The sequence below is a fragment of the Rhodococcus sp. 14-1411-2a genome, from assembly GCF_002259485.1.
Classification (GTDB): Bacteria; Actinomycetota; Actinomycetes; order Mycobacteriales; family Mycobacteriaceae; genus Rhodococcoides.
This window is the reverse complement of record NZ_NPGA01000020.1, coordinates 226225-245686: the sequence shown is the minus strand read 5'-3', so window position 1 is coordinate 245686 and position 19462 is coordinate 226225. Positions and strand designations below refer to the sequence as shown.

General features: G+C 65.7%; 13 protein-coding genes. 5 read left to right on the top strand and 8 right to left on the bottom strand.

The features are described 5' to 3' along the window. Positions 1 to 7: 7 nt before the first annotated feature. Positions 8 to 1249 carry a cysteine--1-D-myo-inosityl 2-amino-2-deoxy-alpha-D-glucopyranoside ligase gene (gene mshC, locus CH291_RS22090; protein WP_094688672.1) on the top strand — a complete coding sequence of 414 codons (1242 nt, stop codon included), beginning with the start codon at positions 8 to 10 and terminating at the stop codon, positions 1247 to 1249. On the opposite strand, the gene CH291_RS22085 is transcribed toward mshC, so the two are convergent. The 8 genes from CH291_RS22085 to CH291_RS22050 form a co-directional block, all read right to left on the bottom strand. After that, on the bottom strand, positions 1246 to 2484 hold the full coding sequence (locus CH291_RS22085; RefSeq protein WP_256980943.1) for a DUF2399 domain-containing protein: 1239 nt from the start codon (positions 2482 to 2484) through the stop codon (positions 1246 to 1248). The genes mshC and CH291_RS22085 overlap by 4 nt on opposite strands. Then, entirely contained in the window at positions 2474 to 6658 is a 4185-nt protein-coding gene (locus CH291_RS22080; protein ID WP_094688671.1) for a TIGR02680 family protein, read from the bottom strand. The genes CH291_RS22085 and CH291_RS22080 overlap by 11 nt, the downstream gene beginning before the upstream one ends. Positions 6659 to 6662: 4 nt before the next feature. Beyond that, positions 6663 to 8096, bottom strand: a complete 1434-nt coding sequence (locus tag CH291_RS22075) for a TIGR02678 family protein (protein WP_094688670.1) — start codon at positions 8094 to 8096, stop codon at positions 6663 to 6665. Further along, positions 8093 to 9568, bottom strand: a complete 1476-nt coding sequence (locus tag CH291_RS22070) for a TIGR02677 family protein (RefSeq protein WP_373455159.1) — start codon at positions 9566 to 9568, stop codon at positions 8093 to 8095. Before CH291_RS22070 ends, CH291_RS22075 begins: the two co-directional genes overlap by 4 nt. A gap of 127 nt (positions 9569 to 9695) precedes the next feature. Continuing rightward, positions 9696 to 9995, bottom strand: a complete 300-nt coding sequence (locus CH291_RS22065) for a Rieske (2Fe-2S) protein (RefSeq protein WP_094670191.1) — start codon at positions 9993 to 9995, stop codon at positions 9696 to 9698. Then, the gene (gene nirB, locus CH291_RS22060; protein WP_094670190.1) at positions 9992 to 12481 is read right to left on the bottom strand and encodes a nitrite reductase large subunit NirB; all 2490 of its coding nucleotides are present in this window, start codon (positions 12479 to 12481) and stop codon (positions 9992 to 9994) included. Before nirB ends, CH291_RS22065 begins: the two co-directional genes overlap by 4 nt. Continuing rightward, a complete protein-coding gene (locus CH291_RS22055; protein WP_068050787.1) occupies positions 12481 to 12828 on the bottom strand; it encodes a molybdopterin oxidoreductase in 348 nt (115 codons plus the stop codon). The genes nirB and CH291_RS22055 overlap by 1 nt, the downstream gene beginning before the upstream one ends. 100 nt (positions 12829 to 12928) lie before the next feature. Next, complete coding sequence (locus tag CH291_RS22050) at positions 12929 to 13831, bottom strand: PAC2 family protein (RefSeq protein WP_068050790.1); 903 nt, start codon at positions 13829 to 13831, stop codon at positions 12929 to 12931. Positions 13832 to 14004: 173 nt separating this feature from the next. Between CH291_RS22050 and metH the strand changes: the two genes are divergently transcribed. The 4 genes from metH to hisG are packed head-to-tail and all read left to right on the top strand — an operon-like array spanning position 14005 to position 19447. Next, positions 14005 to 17574 (top strand): methionine synthase, encoded by a 3570-nt coding sequence (metH, locus tag CH291_RS22045; protein ID WP_068050786.1) that lies wholly within the window; start codon positions 14005 to 14007, stop codon positions 17572 to 17574. Then, positions 17567 to 18235 (top strand): HAD family hydrolase, encoded by a 669-nt coding sequence (locus CH291_RS22040; protein ID WP_094688668.1) that lies wholly within the window; start codon positions 17567 to 17569, stop codon positions 18233 to 18235. The genes metH and CH291_RS22040 overlap by 8 nt, the downstream gene beginning before the upstream one ends. 49 nt (positions 18236 to 18284) lie before the next feature. Continuing rightward, positions 18285 to 18548, top strand: a complete 264-nt coding sequence (locus CH291_RS22035; RefSeq protein ID WP_032398466.1) for a phosphoribosyl-ATP diphosphatase — start codon at positions 18285 to 18287, stop codon at positions 18546 to 18548. 47 nt (positions 18549 to 18595) lie between these two features. Beyond that, positions 18596 to 19447, top strand: coding sequence for an ATP phosphoribosyltransferase (gene hisG / locus CH291_RS22030; protein ID WP_094642360.1), 852 nt, complete (start codon positions 18596 to 18598; stop codon positions 19445 to 19447). Positions 19448 to 19462 lie beyond the last annotated feature (15 nt).

The window sequence follows — 19462 nt, the reverse complement described above, 5'->3', positions numbered from 1 at the left end:
CGGTTGCATGCATTCTTGGTCGAGCCCGGAGATCCCGACAATTCCAGGACAGGGTCCAGCGCTTCGATTGTTCGATACCGCAGACCGTCAGGTTCGACCCGTCACCCCCGGTTCGACGGCTCGGATGTACGTCTGTGGAATTACCCCGTACGACGCCACCCACCTCGGACACGCAGCGACGTATCTGACGTTCGACCTGATCAACCGACTGTGGCGAGACATGGGCATGGACGTGCATTACGTCCAGAACGTCACCGATGTCGACGACCCACTGTTCGAGCGCGCCGACCGCGACGGTGAGGACTGGCGCGATCTGGGAGCGCGTGAGATCGAGCTCTTCCGTGCCGACATGGAAGCGCTGCGCGTGCTCCCTCCGCGCGACTACATCGGCGCCGTCGAGTCCGTCGACGAGGTCGTCGAACTCGTGGAGAAGCTCGTCGCGTCCGGTGCCGCGTACGTCGTCGACGATGCCGAGTACCCGGATGTGTACTTCCGTGCCGATGCCACGGAGCAGTTCGGTTACGAGTCCGGCTACGACCGCGCCACGATGGACACGTTCTTCGCCGAACGCGGAGGTGACCCCGATCGGGTCGGTAAGCGGGATCCGCTCGATGCGTTGCTCTGGCGCGCGGTGCGGCCGGGCGAGCCGTCGTGGCCGTCGCCGTGGGGTCCCGGCAGGCCCGGGTGGCACATCGAATGCGCGGCGATCGCGCTCAACCGCATCGGTACCGGCTTCGAAGTCCAGGGCGGCGGAAGCGATCTCATCTTCCCGCACCACGAATTCTCGGCCGCCCACGCGGAGGCGGCGACCGGTGATCCGCGTTTCGCGCGGCACTACGTGCACACCGGCATGATCGGGCTCGACGGCGAGAAGATGTCCAAGAGCCGCGGCAATCTGGTGTTCGTCTCCACGCTCCGGGCCGAGAACGTCGACCCCGCAGCCGTGCGACTCGGTCTGCTGGCCGGGCACTATCGGCAGGATCGGCCGTGGTCCGACGAGGTTCTCGAACGGGCTCACACCCGGCTCGCACTGTGGCGTCGGGCCGCCGCGCTCGAGAGCGCAGCGTCGGCCGACGATGTGATCAATCGGTTGCGGCAGCATCTGGCCGACGATCTGGACACCCCCAAGGCACTCGACGCTCTGGACGCGTGGGCGAGCTTCGCGGTCGAGCGCGGTGGCTCGGACGCGAACGCACCTGGCGCCTTCGCCGACGCGGTCGACGCTTTGCTCGGGGTTCCGCTGCGTTAGTCCCCAGATCCCAGGCGCAGGTCCGTCAGCAGATCCGGGACAAGCCGGTCTTCCATGACCGCCCGGCCCGAGTCACGAAGGGCACCGGCCAGTTCCGGGTCCCACGGACTGTCTGTCGGATGGCCCTTCAGCGGTTCGGAATTTCGTGCGTCGAGAGCATGTCGATAGGAGTCGACGTCCATGCGCCACGGCACCGCGTCGTACCGGGAGAGTGCTCGTTTCACCATGTGCACTCCGGCCCAGTCGAAGTCGGCACGCCAGCGAATCGTGGTGCCTGGTGCGCGGGAGGCCAGCAGCCGGTGTACCGCGGCGGAGGGCTGACCGTCCGTGCAGATCAGGCTCGCGCAGTTCGACCCGAGAGTGCGGGCTGCCGCGGCGAGAACCGCCACGTTCTCGCAGACGAACACCGTGGCCGAACTGTTGGTGAGCGTCCCGCGCATGAGCATGTCCACGGTGACGGGGAAGGGGATGCCCTCGTCGGCAGCCTCGTTCAGCCACCCTGCCACGGTATGGGTCTCGTCGACGCGGTAGCCGAGCACGAGCACCCGGCTGGACACCGCGTCGACCGACACACCTGCGGTCTCCCACAACGCCCTGATACCGACCGGATCGACGGGCCGAGGGACGTTCTCGCGCAACGACAATGCATCGAGGACAAGTTTCGGGGCACCGCCGGCCGAGAGTGCCTTGGTATCACCGCAGGCGAGTTCGGCCAGCTCGGTGAGCGACATCCCGTCCACCGGCAGCATCGCGAGGACCTTCGTGGCCACCTCGAGCGCGTCGACGGCGACCCGGCCACCGAGGGTGCCGTCCTGGTTGAGCAACGAGGCGATCCAATGTTCGATCCATTCTCGGTCGGTGCCGCCGCCGAGAACCTCCCTGGCCCGATCGAGTGCATCGGCGCGCACCTGAGCCTTGTCGGCGGCGATCCGCTTCTTGTCCTGCAACGGGGCCTGCGACGTGAGGGTGTCGATCAGTCCGAGGCCACCGTTGAGCGGATGGCTCAGCCACGCGTCGAATCGCTCCAGGTCGAGTCTGGTGCTGCGCGCCCGAGAATGCAGACTGGAGTTGGACCGAGAGATCGCGCTGCACAGACGCCACAGCTCCGGAGCATCGCTCAGATCGACGGTGATGTTGCCGCCGACCCGAAGCCAGTTGGACTCCAACTTCTTTCGTGCCGCATCGAGCAGCGCACCCAATTCCACGCTGCCGCGCCATTCGCTGTTACCGCTCAAACTCCAGCCCACCTTCGGTTCGGGTCGGCACCCGGCGCGTCAGCGGTGACCCGAGTGCCGCGGCGAGGTCGGTACCGTCGTGCTCGGCGAACAGTTCGCCGTTCTCCCACACCAGAAGTGCTGCGCTGACGGTGTTCTCGGCTGTCGAATGCGCCAGGTCGTAGTGCGCGCAGCCGGGGACGTCCCCGTAGGTGATCCACAGGTCGTATCCGGTCATGAACAGGTCGAGGTCGAATTGCACACTCAGGCCGAGCAATTCGCTGCGGCCGTTGTCGTCGACACCGGCGAACGCCTCGTCCAGCGCCAGCAGCCGAGGTGAATGTGGATCGGCGGAGGACAGCATCACGTGCGCGGCGGCGAACAATGGCAGGTGCAGCGACACCGACTGCTCACCGCCCGAGAGCGCACTGTGGCGTGCGACGGTGAGACGATCCTCGTTGCCGTCACCGCTGATGAGCGTGAAGGCGAACACGCGCCAGCGGCGATAGTCCAGTGTCGTGGACAGGATCTCGGGGTAGGACCGTTCCGGATGCGCCGCGCGAGCGATTCTGATCTCCGACGCGAAGTGGGCGCGCATTGCGGCCAGATCGTCCTGGTTCAACGCCGAGGCGTCGCGGTCGAGCAGTTTGGACACCGCCCGGGCCCCGTCGTCGAGGTTGTCCGCGAGCACCCAGTGCACACCGATCGTGTTGCCCGACGACATGCGGCGCTGCTTCATCTCCGCAGACATCTGGGCGATCAGCTCGCGTGCGTCGACGGTGCGCTCGTGAATCTGCTGCGCCAGGCCGGTCAGCAGTGCATCTTCGAGTATTCGGCGCTCCTGCTCGGTCAGCAGCAACTCCTGATCGGCCCTCGCCGCGCCGATGCGGTCGGCGAAATCTCCGACCGACGAATAGCCCTGCTCGTCCTGAACTCGTACGACGGTCAAACCGTCCGGCGCATCCCACTGCAAACGGTAGTCCTGCCCCGATGCGGCGAGTTGCGAGTCGAACTCCTGGAGCGCACTCGTCAGGGCCGTCCGGGTCGACTTCCGGCTCGAGTCACTGACTTTCACCGACGCCGTCGCTGCGTCGAGTGCCGAATGCAGTGCGCTCACGACCGGCGGTAGTACCGGAACCTCGTCGTCGGGACCGTCGGCCTGCTGAACTCGATACAGAATCTGCTCCACGGTCAACCAGGCAGAATCACTGGCAGGCCAGGCGTACGCCTCGTGGACACCCAGGATGCCGAGCAGGTCCTTGCGAGCGTAGGGCGCCAGCCGCACGGCGTCGCCCAGGGTTTCGGTGACGGCACCGCGCAGGCTTTCCAGCGCGGTGTTGCAGGCACCCTCGGCCTTGCCGATCGCTTCGCCGGCTTCCTTGTCCGCTTTGCGCGCGGCCCGCTGCTCGGCGCGGCACTTCTCGATGCGTTCGCGTGCGTTCTCCAGATCGGTGTCGATCTGTTCGGCGGTGGCACCGAGCTTCTCGCTCAGGAGCTCGAGGCGTAGCACCTGCTGTCGGTAGTTCTCTTCGGCTATTGCCGCTTCCTCGGCGAGCTCCTCGGCCAGGCCGGTCGCCTCTTCGAGCCGGTTGGTTGCTTCGCGGGCGCGTTCTGCTTCGCGCGTGTGATCGCCACGCTTGCGGATGACCACCGAGCCCTGATGCTCGAAATGCCGAATCGCAGCGGCGAGGGCATCGATGTCGCGACCGATGTGGGGGGTGCGGTGAGCCACTGCGACGGTGCGCAGCTGCTTCTCCTTCGCCGACAGGTCTGCGATCGCCTGGTCGAACTCACGGTCGGCCGCGGCAGCACCCTCCGTGGAGGTGCGTAGCGCTCCAGCGGCAGCGGTGACGGCGCGTTGCGCTCTCACGATGGCCGAGGCCCGGGGGAGCTGCTTGGCGGCCGCACCCAGTGCCTGCACCGATTCGCGCGCAGATCGTTCGTCGGCCGTCGCGGTCTCCAGCGCGGCCGTTGCGGTATCGATCGCGCCACCGAGCTCGGCGATGCGTTGCTCACGCCGACGAGCTCGCGCCGTCGCACCGATGTACTCGGCATCGGCCTTGGTGTGGCGACCCTGCTGCACACCCTGCCAGTACCGACCGTCGACGCCCACCGAGACGGCACCGCCGGAGACTGCGCTTTGGTCCTGTTGCAGTGCAACCGAATTCAGCACGTCGAGTATGCGCGATTCCGATACGGCAGTGCCGGGCTCGGGTTCGAGGACGGACGCCAACGTGGTTCCGGTCGGCCTCGAGGCCTCCGGCAGCGGCGACAGATACTGCTCCGAGTTCGAGTCGACGGGGAAATCCGCGATCGGATGGATCCAGCCGTCGAGCAGATTCGCCGCCTGCAGCGCGGATTCGATTCCGGCGGCGTCGGCAGGGGAGACCGAAACCGCGAACCGAACCAGCTGCCACAGTGGCGCTCCCGACAGATCCGCACGCGAGTCGGACCGTGCGGCGAACGGCGGCGGCGCGTCATCGTGTTCGGCTCGCACCAGGGACAGTTCGTCGCGTAGCGCGTTCAGCTCGGCCGTGCGGGTCGATACGTCCACGCGGGCCTGTGCCTGCCGGGCGCGAAGCGCGTCGATACCGTCCGCGGTCTGTTCGGCCAGCACCGATTCCAGGCTCGGGGCGTCGTCGTCGCCGACGTGTGCCAACGCCGCGTCGAGGGCCTCGAACGCGGCGGAGGTGATGCCCGCAGCAGAGTAGAGCGCCGAATTGTTCGACCACCAGGCTCGTAGTCCCGAAGCGAACTGCGCCTTCTCCAGGTCCACGGTCGCCTCGGCCTCGGTGACCGCGGCCGACGCGGCCTCGAGCATCTCTCTGGCCTTCGACGCGGCCTTCTCCGCACGAGTGCGTTCCGTCGACGCCTTCTCGACGGTTCCCAGCGCCTCGCGAACCGCCCGCACGTCGCCGTCGCGTTCCTCGGCGTGGCCGCGCAGCGCGGTGCTGATCTGGTCGCTACGGGCGGTTCCCGGCAGTGGTGTCCAGACGATCCCCGCGTCCTCGGCTGCAGACTGCAGTTCCTCCTCGGCGCGGGTGACCCCGGCAACGGAATCCCGGAGTGCGGAATCGGCCCGAGCCGCTTCGGTGGTGCGCTGCTCCAGTTCTACTCGAGCCTTGCGGGCGCGGTCGGCCTGCTGGGCGGTCGAGATCTCCAGCTTCGCAGCGGATTCGGCCAGATCGTCGAGTTGCTGCTTGCCCTCGTATGCGCTCGAGCGCTGTAGAGTCTCGCGGTCTGCGACGGCCTGATCCAGTGCGCGTTCGGCCTCGTCGAATCGGGTTTCTGCAGCCGCACGTTCGAGCAGACGGCGGTCCTTCAGAGCGGCAGCGGCGAAGTGTGCGGTGGTCGCATGAGTGACCGCCTCGAGCCGGCGCGAGACCTGCTCGACATCCGAACGCGTCTGCACCCGAAGGTATTTGGAGTACACCGAGACGAAGTTCTTGGCGGCGTGATCGGCCTGCGCCAGTCCTTCGAGAGCCCGGCCCACCTCTTCCATGTCACTGAAGGAGCGCGCTGCTTCGAGCACCAGCTGCTCGTCCAACGGACGCAGGCCGTCGGTCAACGCCTGCGAGAGCCCCTTCGGGTCGAGGTTCTTGGCCAACTGTGGGCGGCGGAGTGTCAAGATCAAGTTGATCAACTGGTCGTAGCGCTGTGCACCGAGCCCGAACATGCGGGCGTCGATCGCGGCGCGATAGTCCACCGGGCGATCTGTCAATGCGTCGGTGCCCAGCTGTTCACCGAGTTGCTTCTTCGTCAACGGACGGTCGTCGGAACCCAACAGCGAGAAGTCGACGCCCACTCGGCCGTCGGCCACGAAGTACCAGCGGGTCACCTTGTCGTTGTGGCGGCTCGCCCGCATGCCGATTCCGACCGTCACCGATTCGGGGTCCTCGCGCGACCCGCGGCCGAACTCCATCCACACGTACGAGTGCGCGCTTTCCTGCCCTCGGTAGAGCAGGTTGGACTTCATCGTCCGCTCTTCTCCGGCGAACGGATTGAGCCGGCGCGGTTCGATACGACCGTCGAGGACGAACGGGAACAGCACCTCGAGAGCCTTGGTCTTGCCGGAACCGTTGGGCCCACGCAACACCAGACGACCGTCGGCGAAGGAGAACTCCTGATCACGGTAGTCCCACAGGTTGACGATCCCTGCTCGCGTCGGCCGGAAACGTGACGAGTGTGCGGTCATCTACTCAAGCCTCTACTTCGGATGGATCGGTGCTGCTTGACTGGTCGGTACTGGGGGACTGTTCGGTACCGAACAGCGAATCCTGCGGGGTCCGATCGCGCACGCTGACCATCAAGTCGCGGTAGCGCGCGATCACCGGCAGCACCAGCACGCCGCCGGACACGCTGTGTATCAATCGAAGTCGATGCAGCATCGCGATCGATCGGAGCCGCAGGCCGTCGCGATCGGTCTGCCACTGAGCAGCGAACGTACGACCGAACCGTTCGACGAGATCGTCGACCACCGAGACCAACCAACTGTCCTCGATCAGCGGATGACGCTTCTTGCCCACCGCATCGTCGAATGTCGCTGCATCGGAACCGAACCCGAATTCTGCGAGATCACCGAAGACTCCACCGTCGGGAATGGCACCGTCCAACTGCTCGATCAGGGCGTCACCGTCGGGAAGGGGGTAGGTCGCCAGCGCGGGTGCATCCGGATCGATCACCCGGTCCGAGATCTCGCCCGCGATCAGCAATGCGACCTGGGCAATGGTTCCGGTGCTGGGGAATCGGTAGTCCGAGAGTCGTCCCGAGGTGTCGATGAGGGCCACTCCCTCGGCGCGACGCTCGGCGACGAGGCCGGTCAGCAACTCGACGTCGGCAACGGTGCGCGACGCGGCGAGGGCCGTGCGGCCGTCCGGGTCGAGATCGTCGACATAGACCACCGGTTGCTCCACCAACGCACGGCGTACCGCACGCAGCGTTTCCTTCGGATCTGCCTCACGCCCGGAATCGGTCAGTCCCGCATCGGATTCCTCGGGGTCGATCGCGGCGTCCGAGCCGGCCAGCAACCCGCGAATCGATCGCAGATGCTGCACGGCGCGGGGCGGCCTGAACATGGCAACGACGACGGGACGGTCGATGTCGTAGAGCGCCTCGCCCGCGGACGGGTTGTTCGCCCAGCCGCTCGCGTCACCGTCGGCCAACGCGATGGCCCCGCGTGTCGCGAGCCACCCGATCGCGTCGACGAACGCGTCTCGATCGCTTGCCCGGTCGGTTGTCAGCTCGACACCGTCGACCTGACTCGCCTCTGCTGCAACATGATCGGCGAGTTCGGACAGGGTGATCTGGTTGCCCGCCCGGCCGAGTGCCGCCAGCGCCAACGCCAGGTACGCGTACCTACGGCGGTCGAAGATTCGGTCGGTGGGCGTTCGCGCGGGTTGACTGTTATCGAGTGCGTCGATCACCGGGAACAGGCGAGCCGTGGTCTCGGTGACCTCGAGGCGATACCCGAACAGCTCGAGCAGATCCTCGCGCAACTCGGTGGCCCATCTGCGCAGCAGTGGCAGCGCGATCCGGTCGGGGTACGTCGTGGTCACCAGGTGATTCGACAGCGCAACCCGGGCGGCCCGCTGGTAGGAATCCAGTGCGAGGGTGGAGATCTCGCGAGCTCTCATCGGCGTGCCACCTCGCTGACCTCGAGCGCCAGGCGGTCCAGGTGCAGCCGGCCTCTGCTGGTCCGCACGATTGTCGAACGGTCGCTTTCGCTGAGGGTCAGGCGCACGCCGCTGTCCGATCCGGACGAGTCGGAGGTGCGTCCGCTCACGCGTACCCGGGCGGTCAACGCAGCATTCAACAGACTCAACAGCACCTCGGTTTCCTGCTCGTCGAGAATCCGGTCGTGGATTCCGGCGGAGGCAAGCGACTGCGCTGCGGCACTGCGTGATCGCTGCGACTCGAGTTGCTGCTCGCGCAGCCGTCTGATGCCGCCGTCGTTGCGCTGCACCCGTCCCGGAACACCGGGGGTCGGGGTGCGTCCGGTCTCGGCCAGGGTGCGCGAGATCTCGACCGGTGGTGCCTCCCACCACGATCGGGACGTGGGGATGATGTCGGCGTCGGGATGCACCATCGACAGATGCCGCGGTCTGCCGAGGCCGAACACGGCATGGAACAGAGCGTGCGCGCTGTCTTCGGTCGGCGCGGCAGCGAACCAACCGGCCAGGTGGCGCAATTGGCTCTCGCGACTGACTCCGCCCTTGCGGGTCTCGGTGACCCGGCGCAGCAGCGACAGCACGGCGGCGATCGCGCTCATCGTGCCCTCGCGGAGTCGCTCGGACTCGCTGAGTTCGGACTCGGCCGAGACGAACCAATGCGAGAGGCCGGCCCAGCGATCGGTCCAGTCGGCGCGGCGTTCGGCGACGGTGAGAAAGACTCGTTCGTCGCTGATCGCGGCTCGCTCGACGAGTTCCTCGATTCCGGTGCTCTCGACGAGTGCTATCGCCTCGGCGAGTTTCGGTGCGTAGCGGGTCAGATCGGAGCTGAATTCACGCATGTGTGTCAGCAGGGCGTCCTTGTGGACCAGGAACGACTCCGGCGTGATCTCGGTGGTGCGCACGAGGTCGCCGAGCACCAGATAGAAGTGCGCGGCGCGGGTAGCCATCTCCGACAGTGTCGAATCGAGTCGGCTGAGCTTGCGGTAGATGCGATCGCCGTCGGCCTGACGGTTCGCCTCGGCCAGCTCGTGCATGTCGGCCAGTAGCTCGGGCAGCACCAGCCGCGACAGCGCGGCGTCGTCCAGGCGCGCACCGAGCACGTCCTCGACCGCTCGGTAGGCCTTGTAGCCGGCTTGGCCGAACTGGTAGACGAAGTGACGGTTGCGGTACTCGGCGAGGGTGGCGGCGCGGGTGCCGTCGTAGCTGCGTTCGAGCAGGCCCCAGGCGTGGAGCTGATCGAGCAGAGGCGCGATGTCGAGGGTGCTCAGCGCTTCGTGGTGCCCGGAGCTGCGTGCGATGAGGTCGGCGACGTCTCCGGAGTGCAGCAGGACGACGTAGTTGGCTCGTGCAGTGTCGAATGCCCGGAGAACAGCCAGGTACTCGGAGCGCTTCTCGGCAACGGCGAACGAGAAGAGACCGAGACGATCTTCCTCCACGAACGCATTCACGACTCCCTGTCGTGCGTCCTCGCCTGATTCGCTCACTGGAACAGGGTAGGGGGTAGGAGTGGAGCCTGCGAAACGACCAGGCGGTGCAGCGGTGTCGGTCGTTCAACCGTGCCGGTTAGAGCTCCAGGGTCACTTTTCCGTCCACCACTGTGGCGGGGTAGGTGCGCACCGAGTCGATGCCGCTGGGGCAGGTGCCGTCGTCGAGCGAGAAGGTGTACTGGTGCAGTGGACACACGACTATGGATCCGTCGATCTGACCGTCTGCCAGCGGCCCGCCCTTGTGCGGGCACACGGCGTCCATGGCCCGGACCGAGCCGTCACGGAGGAGGAACACCGCCACCTGCTTGCCGTCCACCACGTAGGCCCGTCCCTCGCCGGGCGTCAGGTCCTCCACGGCCCCGACAGGCACGCTCATCGGACCGGCACCTGTGGCAGCGGAAGCAGGGGCAGCGATGGGGTGAACTGGGCGGGTGACTTCGGTGCGGCGCGGTCCTGCCACGGGTCGATGTACCCGTCCACCGATGCCTGCATTCGTTCGTCGAGTCCGGCGACGATGCCGTCGCGGTCGTCGATCAGCACGCTCTGCAGTTCTTCGAGACCGACACGCGGAACCCACGCGTACGTTCGCTCGAGCCACTGGGCGTTCTCACGGTAATGCTGGATGAACCTGCCTGCCACGGTCAGAACCTCCTCGGCCCCCGTCACGGTGGCCAGTAGATCGCCCTTGCGGATGTGTGCACCGGCCGCACCTCCGACGTAGATCTCCCATTTGTCCTCACCCACCGAGACGACGCCGAAGTCCTTGCACAGTGCTTCCGAGCAGTTGCGCGGGCAGCCCGCGACCGCGAGCTTCAACTTCGCCGGAGTCTCCAAGCCCTGGAACCGTTCTTCGAGGGCGATGCCCAGTGCCGTCGAGTCGCCGAGGCCGAAGCGACAGAAGTCGCTGCCGACGCAGGTCTTCACCGTGCGCATACTCTTGCCGTAGGCGAAGCCGGAGGGCATGTCCAGATCGCCCCACACCTTCGGCAGGTCTTCCTTCTTGATGCCGAGGAGATCGATACGCTGACCGCCGGTGACCTTGACCAGCGGAACGTGGTACTTGTCCGCGACGTCGGCGATCTTGCGCAACTGATCCGGGGTGGTGACGCCACCCTTCATCTGCGGCACCACCGAGAACGTGCCGTCCCGCTGGATGTTGGCGTGAACTCGGTCGTTGATGAACAGCGCGCCGCGCTCGTCCACCCAGTCCGGGCCCCACACCGTCCGCAGCAACGACGCCAACGGCATCTTGGCCGCGGCATCCTCCGCTCCACCGGTCGCCAACGCGGCGAAGACCGCAGACACCGCCCGAAGATCCTGCGCGCGAATCGCGTCGATCAGCTCCGGCTTGGTCATCGGGATACACGGCACGTACCAGTCTGCGGTCGGGTCGGCCTCGACGGCACCGCCTGCTGCGCACGCGATGATGTCCTTCACCAGTCCCTTGCACGATCCGCACCCCTTGCCCGCCCGGGTCTTCGCGGTCACGTCGCCGAGGTTCTTCGCGCCTGCGTGTACGCAGGCCACGATGGCTCCCTTGGTGACGCCGTTGCAGTTGCACACCTGGACGTCGTCGGCCAGCTCGGCGGCTCCTGTTGCCGCAGAGGGGGTGCCCATGTCGAAGAGCATGCTGATGCGCTCGTCGGGCAACGGCACTTTCTCGTCGAACGCCTGGGTGAGGAAGTTGGCCTTGGAGATGTCGCCCAGCAGGGTGGCACCGACGAGTTTGTTGTTCCGCACGATCACCGACTTGTACGTACCGCTGCGCGGCTCGTAGAACTGGACGAACTCGTCGTCGTCTCGTTCGGGGGCGGTGATCCCCATCGAGGCGACGTCGACACCGGCGACCTTGAGCTTGGTGGTCAGACGCGAACCGTGGTACGCCGCAGTGGGATCGGCTCCGGTGAGCACGTCTGCCAACACGACGGCCTGCTCCCACAGCGGAGCGACGAGGCCGTAGACCTCGCCGCGGTGTTGGCAGCATTCACCGACGGCATAGATGGAACCCTCGTCCTCGCAACGTAATTGGTCGTCGACGACGATTCCGCGTTCGATCACCAGTCCGCCGGCGCGAGCGAAATCGACGCTGGGACGAATGCCCGCGGTGACGACGACCATGTCAGCGGCGAGCGAGGTGCCGTCGTTGAACCCCACGCCGGTGACGACGCCGTCCTCGGAGCGCAACACCGAGGTGGTTCGCTTGGAGGTGTGCACGCCGACGCCGAGTGACTCGATCTTGTTCCGTAGTACGCGGCCGCCACGCTCGTCGAGCTGCTGATTCATCAGGTGACCGGGGGAGTGCACCACGTTCACTTCCAGGCCCTGCGTGCGCAAGCCGTATGCGGCTTCGAGTCCGAGCAGACCGCCGCCGATGACGACGGCGCAGACGTCGTCGCGCGACTGCGCCATCTGCAGCATGCCGTTGGTGTCGGCGATGGTGCGGAAGCCGAACACGCCGCGCGCCAGCCTGCCGTCGGACTCGCGGAGACCGTCCATGTTGGGGAAGAACGTGTTGCTGCCGGTGGCGATGATCAGCACGTCGTAGTCGACGGACCGACCGCTCTCGCAGACGACGGTCTTGGAGAACCGGTCGAGTGAGATCGCGCGGTCTCCGGCGTGCAGCGTGACGCCGTTCTCGCTGTACCAGCTCATCGGGTTGAGGATCAGGTCCTCGTCGTCGACGGTGGCCTCGCCGGACAACACGTGCGAGAGCATGATTCGGTTGTAGTTGCCGTACGGCTCGTCGCCGATCATGGTGATCTCGAACGACGAACTGCCGCCGCGTTTGATGATCTCCTCGACCGCCCTGGCACCGGCCATCCCGTTACCGACCACCAGCAGCCGCTGCTTGCCCGCGGTCATCAGATCAGCACCAGACCGAAATCGACGACGACCTCTCCGCTGGTTCCGGCAGGGGCCGCGACGACCAATTCGAGCACCGTGTCGGGATCCACGTCCTCGACCACCCGCAGCGGAATGTTCACGCCGCTCTTGGCACCCATCGGGAACATGCGCATCGGACTGCCGTCGCGCAGCAAGGTGACGACCACCAGCTCGTCGCTCGAATTTCCGCCGCGAAAGTACAGCGGCTGAGCCGTCGTACCCTCGGGGACGACGAAGCTGAGGCTGGGATCGATCAGCTCGGGCTTGTCCAGACCGTGTCCGGTGAACGAGAAGACGCCTTGCAGGAATCGCGGTGTGCTGGCCATACCCACGAGGTTGCGGGGTCGGGGTGACGTCACCGCTGCGGTGACGTTACGTCGGGATCAGAAAGACCTCACCGGCCCCCGGCTACTCCTGTGCGGTCGGTCAGAGCCCGAAGTTGCCCGGACCGCGTCGCCTCAGGTACTTCTCGAACTCGGCCGCGATGGCGTCGCCGTCGATCTTGGCGATCGCATCGGACATGTCCACCTCGGCGTCGCCGCGTTCCTCGAGGCTGCGAACGTATTCGCTGATCTCCTCGTCTTCCTTCGTCATCTCGGTCACCGCCTCTTCCCATTCCTCGGCCTGGGTGGGCAGTTCGCCGAGCGGTACCTCGATGTCGAGCACGTCCTCGACCCGCTGCAGCAGCGCCACGGTGGCCTTGGGGTTGGGCGGCTGGGAGACGTAGTGCGGGACCGCAGCCCAGAAGGAGACCGCAGGCACCCCGGCCTTGACGCACTCGTCCTGCAGCACACCGGTGATCCCGGTCGGTCCCTCGTAGCGAGTCTGTTCCAGGTTGAACTGTTCGGCCGATTCGGTGCTGTAGGCGGTGCCGGTCACCGGAACGGGTCTGGTGTGGGGAGTGTCCGCCAGCAGTGCGCCCAGGATCACCACGGTCTCGACGCCGAGCTGTTCGACGAATTCGAGGAGGTCGTCGCAGAAACTGCGCCAGCGCATGTTCGGCTCGATGCCACGTAGCAGCACCACATCGCGCGAGCTGCCGGGAGGCGAACACACCGACAGCCGAGTCGACGGCCACTCGATCTCGCGCGTGACACCGTCCACCTGCCGGACTGTCGGGCGGTTGACCTGGTAGTCGTAGTAGTCCTCCGAGTCCAGTTCGGCCAGCGGACTGGCGTCCCAGATCAGCTCCAGATGCTCGATCGCGCCGCTGGCTGCATCTCCCGCGTCGTTCCAGCCCTCGAAGGCAGCGACCAGGATCGGGGAGCGCAACTCGGGAATGACGTCGTCGAGGTCGTCGAGGTCGTCGAGGTCTGTGGCATTGGCCACAGCATCGTGGACGGCCTCGATCAATGCAGCATCCAGAGGCACATCCGATCCGGCACCTGAAATGTCCGTATTTTCGTTTCCGTCGTCGATCGGGGACTGGCCATCGAGGTTTCGGGGACTCACCACGACAGCCTACGACCCGACGTAACTTCGGTGCCCACTACTCTGTAGTGATGCCCGCTCAACACAAGCCCAGTCTGCTCGATGCGATTTCACGTCGTGTTGTCATCGGCGACGGAGCGATGGGCACGATGCTCCAGGACGCCGACCTCACTCTCGACGACTTTCTCGGTCTGGAGGGATGCAACGAAATCCTGAATGCCACCAGGCCGGACGTGCTGCGTGAGATTCACCGCGAGTACTTCGCGGCCGGTGCGGACGCCGTCGAGACCAACACCTTCGGCTGCAATCTACCCAACCTGGCCGATTACGACATCGAGGACCGCATCCGCGAGTTGGCCGAGAAAGGCACCCGGCTCGCGCGTGAGACCGCCGACGAGATGGGCCCGGGCCGCGACGGGATGGGCCGCTTCGTGTTGGGTTCCATGGGCCCCGGTACCAAGCTCCCCACTCTCGGCCACGCCCCCTTCGCCCGACTGCGCGACGCGTACACCGAAGCCGCCCTCGGCATGATCGACGGCGGTGCCGACGCCATCCTGGTAGAGACCTGCCAGGACTTGCTACAGGTCAAGGCCGCGATCATCGGCAGCCAGCACGCGATGGACAAGCTGGGCGTCCGCATCCCAATCATCACCCACGTCACCGTCGAGACGACGGGCGCGATGCTCGTCGGCAGCGAGATCGGTGCCGCACTGACGGCACTCGAACCCCTCGGTATCGACATGATCGGGCTCAACTGTGCGACCGGCCCGGCCGAGATGAGCGAGCACCTGCGCCATCTGTCCAAGCATTCGCGTCTTCCGGTGTCGGTGATGCCCAATGCCGGCCTGCCCACCCTGGGCGCGAAAGGGGCCGAGTACCCACTGACCGCTCCCGAATTGGCCGAGGCCCTGAGCGGTTTCGTCAGCGAATACGGGTTGGCTCTGGTGGGAGGTTGCTGTGGCACCACGCCCGAGCACATCCGCCAGGTTGCCGACATGGTGCACGGGGCAACGAAACTCGAACGGCAGCCCGCGCCCGAGCCGGGCGTCTCCTCGCTGTACACCGCCGTTCCGTTCGAGCAGGATGCCAGCATCCTGATGATCGGTGAGCGCACCAACTCCAACGGGTCCAAGGCATTTCGCGACGCGATGCTCGCCGAGGACTACGAGAAGTGCCTCGACATCGCCAAGGACCAGACCCGCGACGGCGCGCACATGCTCGACCTCAACGTCGACTACGTCGGCCGCGACGGCGCCGCGGACATGGCCGCGTTGGCCAGCCGACTGGCGACGGCGTCGACCCTGCCGATCATGCTCGACTCCACCGAACCTGCCGTTCTCGAAGCAGGTTTGGAGCACCTCGGTGGCCGCAGCGCGGTCAACTCGGTCAACTACGAGGACGGCGACGGACCCGACTCGCGATTCCAGAAGATCATGCGTCTGGTCAAGGAGCACGGCGCCGCCGTCGTTGCGCTGACCATCGACGAAGAGGGACAGGCACGTACGGCCGAATGGAAGGTGCGCGTCGCAGACCGGTTGATCACCGACATCACCGAGAACTGGGGCCTGCGCCACGAGGACATCATCGTCGACACCCTCACTTTCCCGATCTCGACGGGCCAGGAAGAGGTGCGACGCGACGGCATCGAGACCATCGAGGCGATCCGGCAGCTCAAGGAGAAGTACCCGAAGGTGCACACCACCCTCGGGCTGTCGAACATCTCGTTCGGCCTCAATCCCGCTGCACGCCAGGTGCTGAACTCGGTGTTCCTGCACGAGTGCACACAGGCCGGCCTCGACACCGCCATCGTGCACGCGTCGAAGATCCTGCCGATGAACAAGATTCCCGACGAGCAGCGCGAGACGGCCCTCGATCTGGTGTACGACCGCCGCAGCGAGGGCTACGACCCGCTGCAGAAGCTCATGCAGCTCTTCGAGGGGGTCTCCGCAGCGTCGGCGCGGGAATCTCGCGCGGAAGAACTCGGCCGTTTGCCGCTGTTCGAGCGACTCGAACGACGCATCGTCGACGGCGAACGCAACGGCCTCGACGCCGATCTCGACGCCGCGATGGCCGAGAAGCCGCCGCTGGAAATCATCAACGAGACTTTGCTCTCGGGGATGAAGACCGTGGGCGAGCTGTTCGGCTCAGGTCAGATGCAGCTGCCGTTCGTGCTCGCCTCCGCCGAGGTGATGAAGGCTGCTGTGGCGTATCTCGAACCGCACATGGAAGCAACCGACGACGACGGCAAGGGTCGCATCGTGCTCGGTACCGTCAAGGGCGACGTGCACGACATCGGTAAGAACCTCGTCGACATCATCCTGAGCAACAACGGGTACGAGGTGGTCAATCTCGGTATCAAGCAACCGATTTCGACCATTCTGGAAGCCGCGATCGACAAGCGCGCCGACGTGATCGGCATGTCCGGGCTACTGGTCAAGTCCACCGTGGTCATGAAGGACAACCTCATCGAACTCAACTCGAAGGGTGTCGCCGAGCAATTCCCGGTTCTGCTGGGCGGAGCGGCCCTGACCCGGTCGTATGTCGAGAACGACTTGCAGGACGTCTACGAGGGCGACGTGCACTATGCGCGTGATGCATTCGAGGGCCTTCGCCTGATGGACACCATCATGACCACCAAGCGCGGTGGCGGACCGGCCCCGGACAGCCCCGAGGCACTCGCTGCGAAGGCCAAGACGGCCGAGCGCAAGGAACGCCACGAGCGGTCCAAGCGCATCGCCGAGAAGCGCAAGGCCGCCGAAGCGCCGGTGGTCGTGCCCGAACGATCCGATGTCGCTGCCGACATCGACATCCCGGTGCCGCCGTTCTGGGGCACGCGCATCGTCAAGGGCGTGTCACTGTCGGAGTACTCGGGACTGCTCGACGAGCGGGCCCTGTTCCTGGGGCAATGGGGTCTGCGCGGTGCCCGCAAGGGCGAAGGTGCCACGTACGAGGACCTGGTGGAATCGGAAGGCAAACCGCGCCTGCGGTATTGGCTCGATCGACTGAGCACCGACGGCATCCTCGCACACGCGGCATTGGTGTACGGGTACTTCCCGGCGGTCTCGGAGGGCGACGACGTCGTCGTGCTCACCGAACCCGAACCCGATGCGCCCGAACGCTTTCGGTTCACGTTCCCACGGCAGCACCGCGACCGCTTCCTCTGCATATCGGACTTCGTTCGGTCGCGTTCGGCGGCACGGGAATCGGGCAAGGTCGATGTTCTGCCGATGAACCTGGTGACGATGGGCCAGCCCATCGCGGACTTCGCCAACGAGCTGTTCGCCGCCGACTCGTACCGTGACTACCTCGAGGTCCACGGAATCGGCGTTCAGCTCACCGAAGCCCTGGCCGAGTACTGGCACCGCCGGGTACGCGAGGAACTGAAGCTCTCCGACGGCAATTCCGTCGCCTCCGAGGATCCCACCGAGGCCGAGGGCTTCTTCAAACTCGAATATCGCGGTGCGCGTTACTCGTTCGGTTACGGCGCGTGCCCCGATCTCGAGGACCGCATCAAGCTCGCCGCGCTTCTCGAACCCGAGCGAATCGGCGTGAAGCTCTCCGAGGAACTGCAGCTGCACCCCGAACAGTCGACCGATGCGTTCGTACTTCATCACCCGGAGGCCAAGTACTTCAATGTCTAGAACCCACCTGCAGGGTGTCCTGTGGGACATGGACGGCACACTGCTCGACTCGGAGAAGATCTGGGACGTCGCCATCGGTGAGTACTCCCGCACACTGGGAACCGAACTCAGCGCGGAGGTGCGTGAGAGCACCCTCGGCAACTCGATGTGGGACGCACTGCGCAAGGTCTTGGCGAATGCCGGGGTCGAGGTCACCGACGAGCATCTGGTCCAGGGCCGAGAGTGGCTGACGGCCCGAGTCGGAGACCTGTTCGCGGAGGGCATTCCTTGGCGACCCGGTGCCAAGGACGCTCTTGCGCTCGTGCGCGAGATGGGTCTGTCCACCGGGTTGGTCACCAACACCGAGCGGGGTCTGGTCGAGCGGGCTCTGGACACCCTGGGGCGCGAGTACTTCGACATCACGGTCACCGGCGACGAGGTCGAGGCAGGCAAACCGCACCCGGCCCCGTACCTGCGCGGTGCAGCGTTGCTCGGACTCGACGCCGCTTCGTGCCTTGCGGTCGAGGATTCGCCCACCGGCTCGTTGTCGGCGCACACCGCCGGTTGTCCGGTGCTGGTGGTTCCGTCCGAAATCGCGGTGCAGGCCGCACCGGGGTACACCATCCGCGATGGTCTCGTCGGATTGACCGCCGACGAGGTGCGGCGAGCCTGGGCATCCTGATCTCGACCGATTTATACCCCCGAGCGACGACGTGAAAGAATATCCATCCGTGAAGACTTTCGATTCGCTGTTCGCCGAGCTCACCGACCGCTCGAAGACCCGACCCGAGGGTTCGGGCACCGTAGCAGCGTTGGACGCGGGAGTTCATTTCCAGGGCAAGAAGGTCCTCGAAGAAGCCGGTGAAGTGTGGATCGCCGCCGAGCACGAGAGCGACGAAGCACTCGCCGAGGAGATCTCGCAGCTGCTCTACTGGGTCCAGGTGATGATGGTGGGTAGAGGCCTCGAACTCGAGGACGTCTACAAACATCTGTGAGTTCGATCCGCATGTCGCTCACGAACTCGTCGAACAAGGAAAACTCCATGCTGCGCGTAGCCGTACCCAACAAGGGCGCTCTCTCCGAGTCCGCCGCCGAAATTCTCAGTGAAGCCGGCTACCGACGCCGAAGCGATTCCAAGGACCTGACTGTTCTCGATCCGGCGAACGGCGTCGAATTCTTCTTTCTGCGCCCCAAGGACATCGCGATCTACGTCGGATCCGGGCAACTGGATCTGGGCATCACCGGACGCGACCTGGCTCTCGATTCCGGTGCTGCTGTCGAAGAGCGGTTGGCACTCGGATTCGGCCGATCGACTTTCCGCTATGCCGCACCCGCGGGCAAGGAGTGGGCACCAGAGGATCTGGGCGGATTGCGGATCGCGACGTCCTATCCCAACCTGGTGCGCAAGGATCTGGCCGCACGAGGACTCGAAGCAACGGTCATTCGCCTCGACGGTGCAGTGGAGATCTCCATCCAGCTCGGGGTCGCCGACGCGATCGCCGACGTCGTGGAGTCGGGTCGCTCGCTGCGTCAGAACAACCTCGTGGCATTCGGCGAATCTCTCTGCGATTCCGAGGGCGTCTTGATCGAACGAGCAGGCACACCGGGCACCGACTCCGCACGCAAGCAACTCATCGCCCGCGTACAGGGCGTCGTCTTCGCACAGCAGTACCTGATGCTCGATTACGACTGCCCCAAGTCGATCCTCGACGAGGCCGTCAAGATCACTCCTGGAATCGAATCGCCCACCCTGGCGCCGATGGTCGACGACAACTGGGTTGCCGTGCGCGCCATGGTCTCTCGTAAGGTCCACAACAACGTCATGGACCAGCTCGCCGATCTCGGTGCCAAGGCGATCCTCGCCTCCGACATCAGGTCCTGCCGCGCGTTCTGAATCCGAATTCACGTC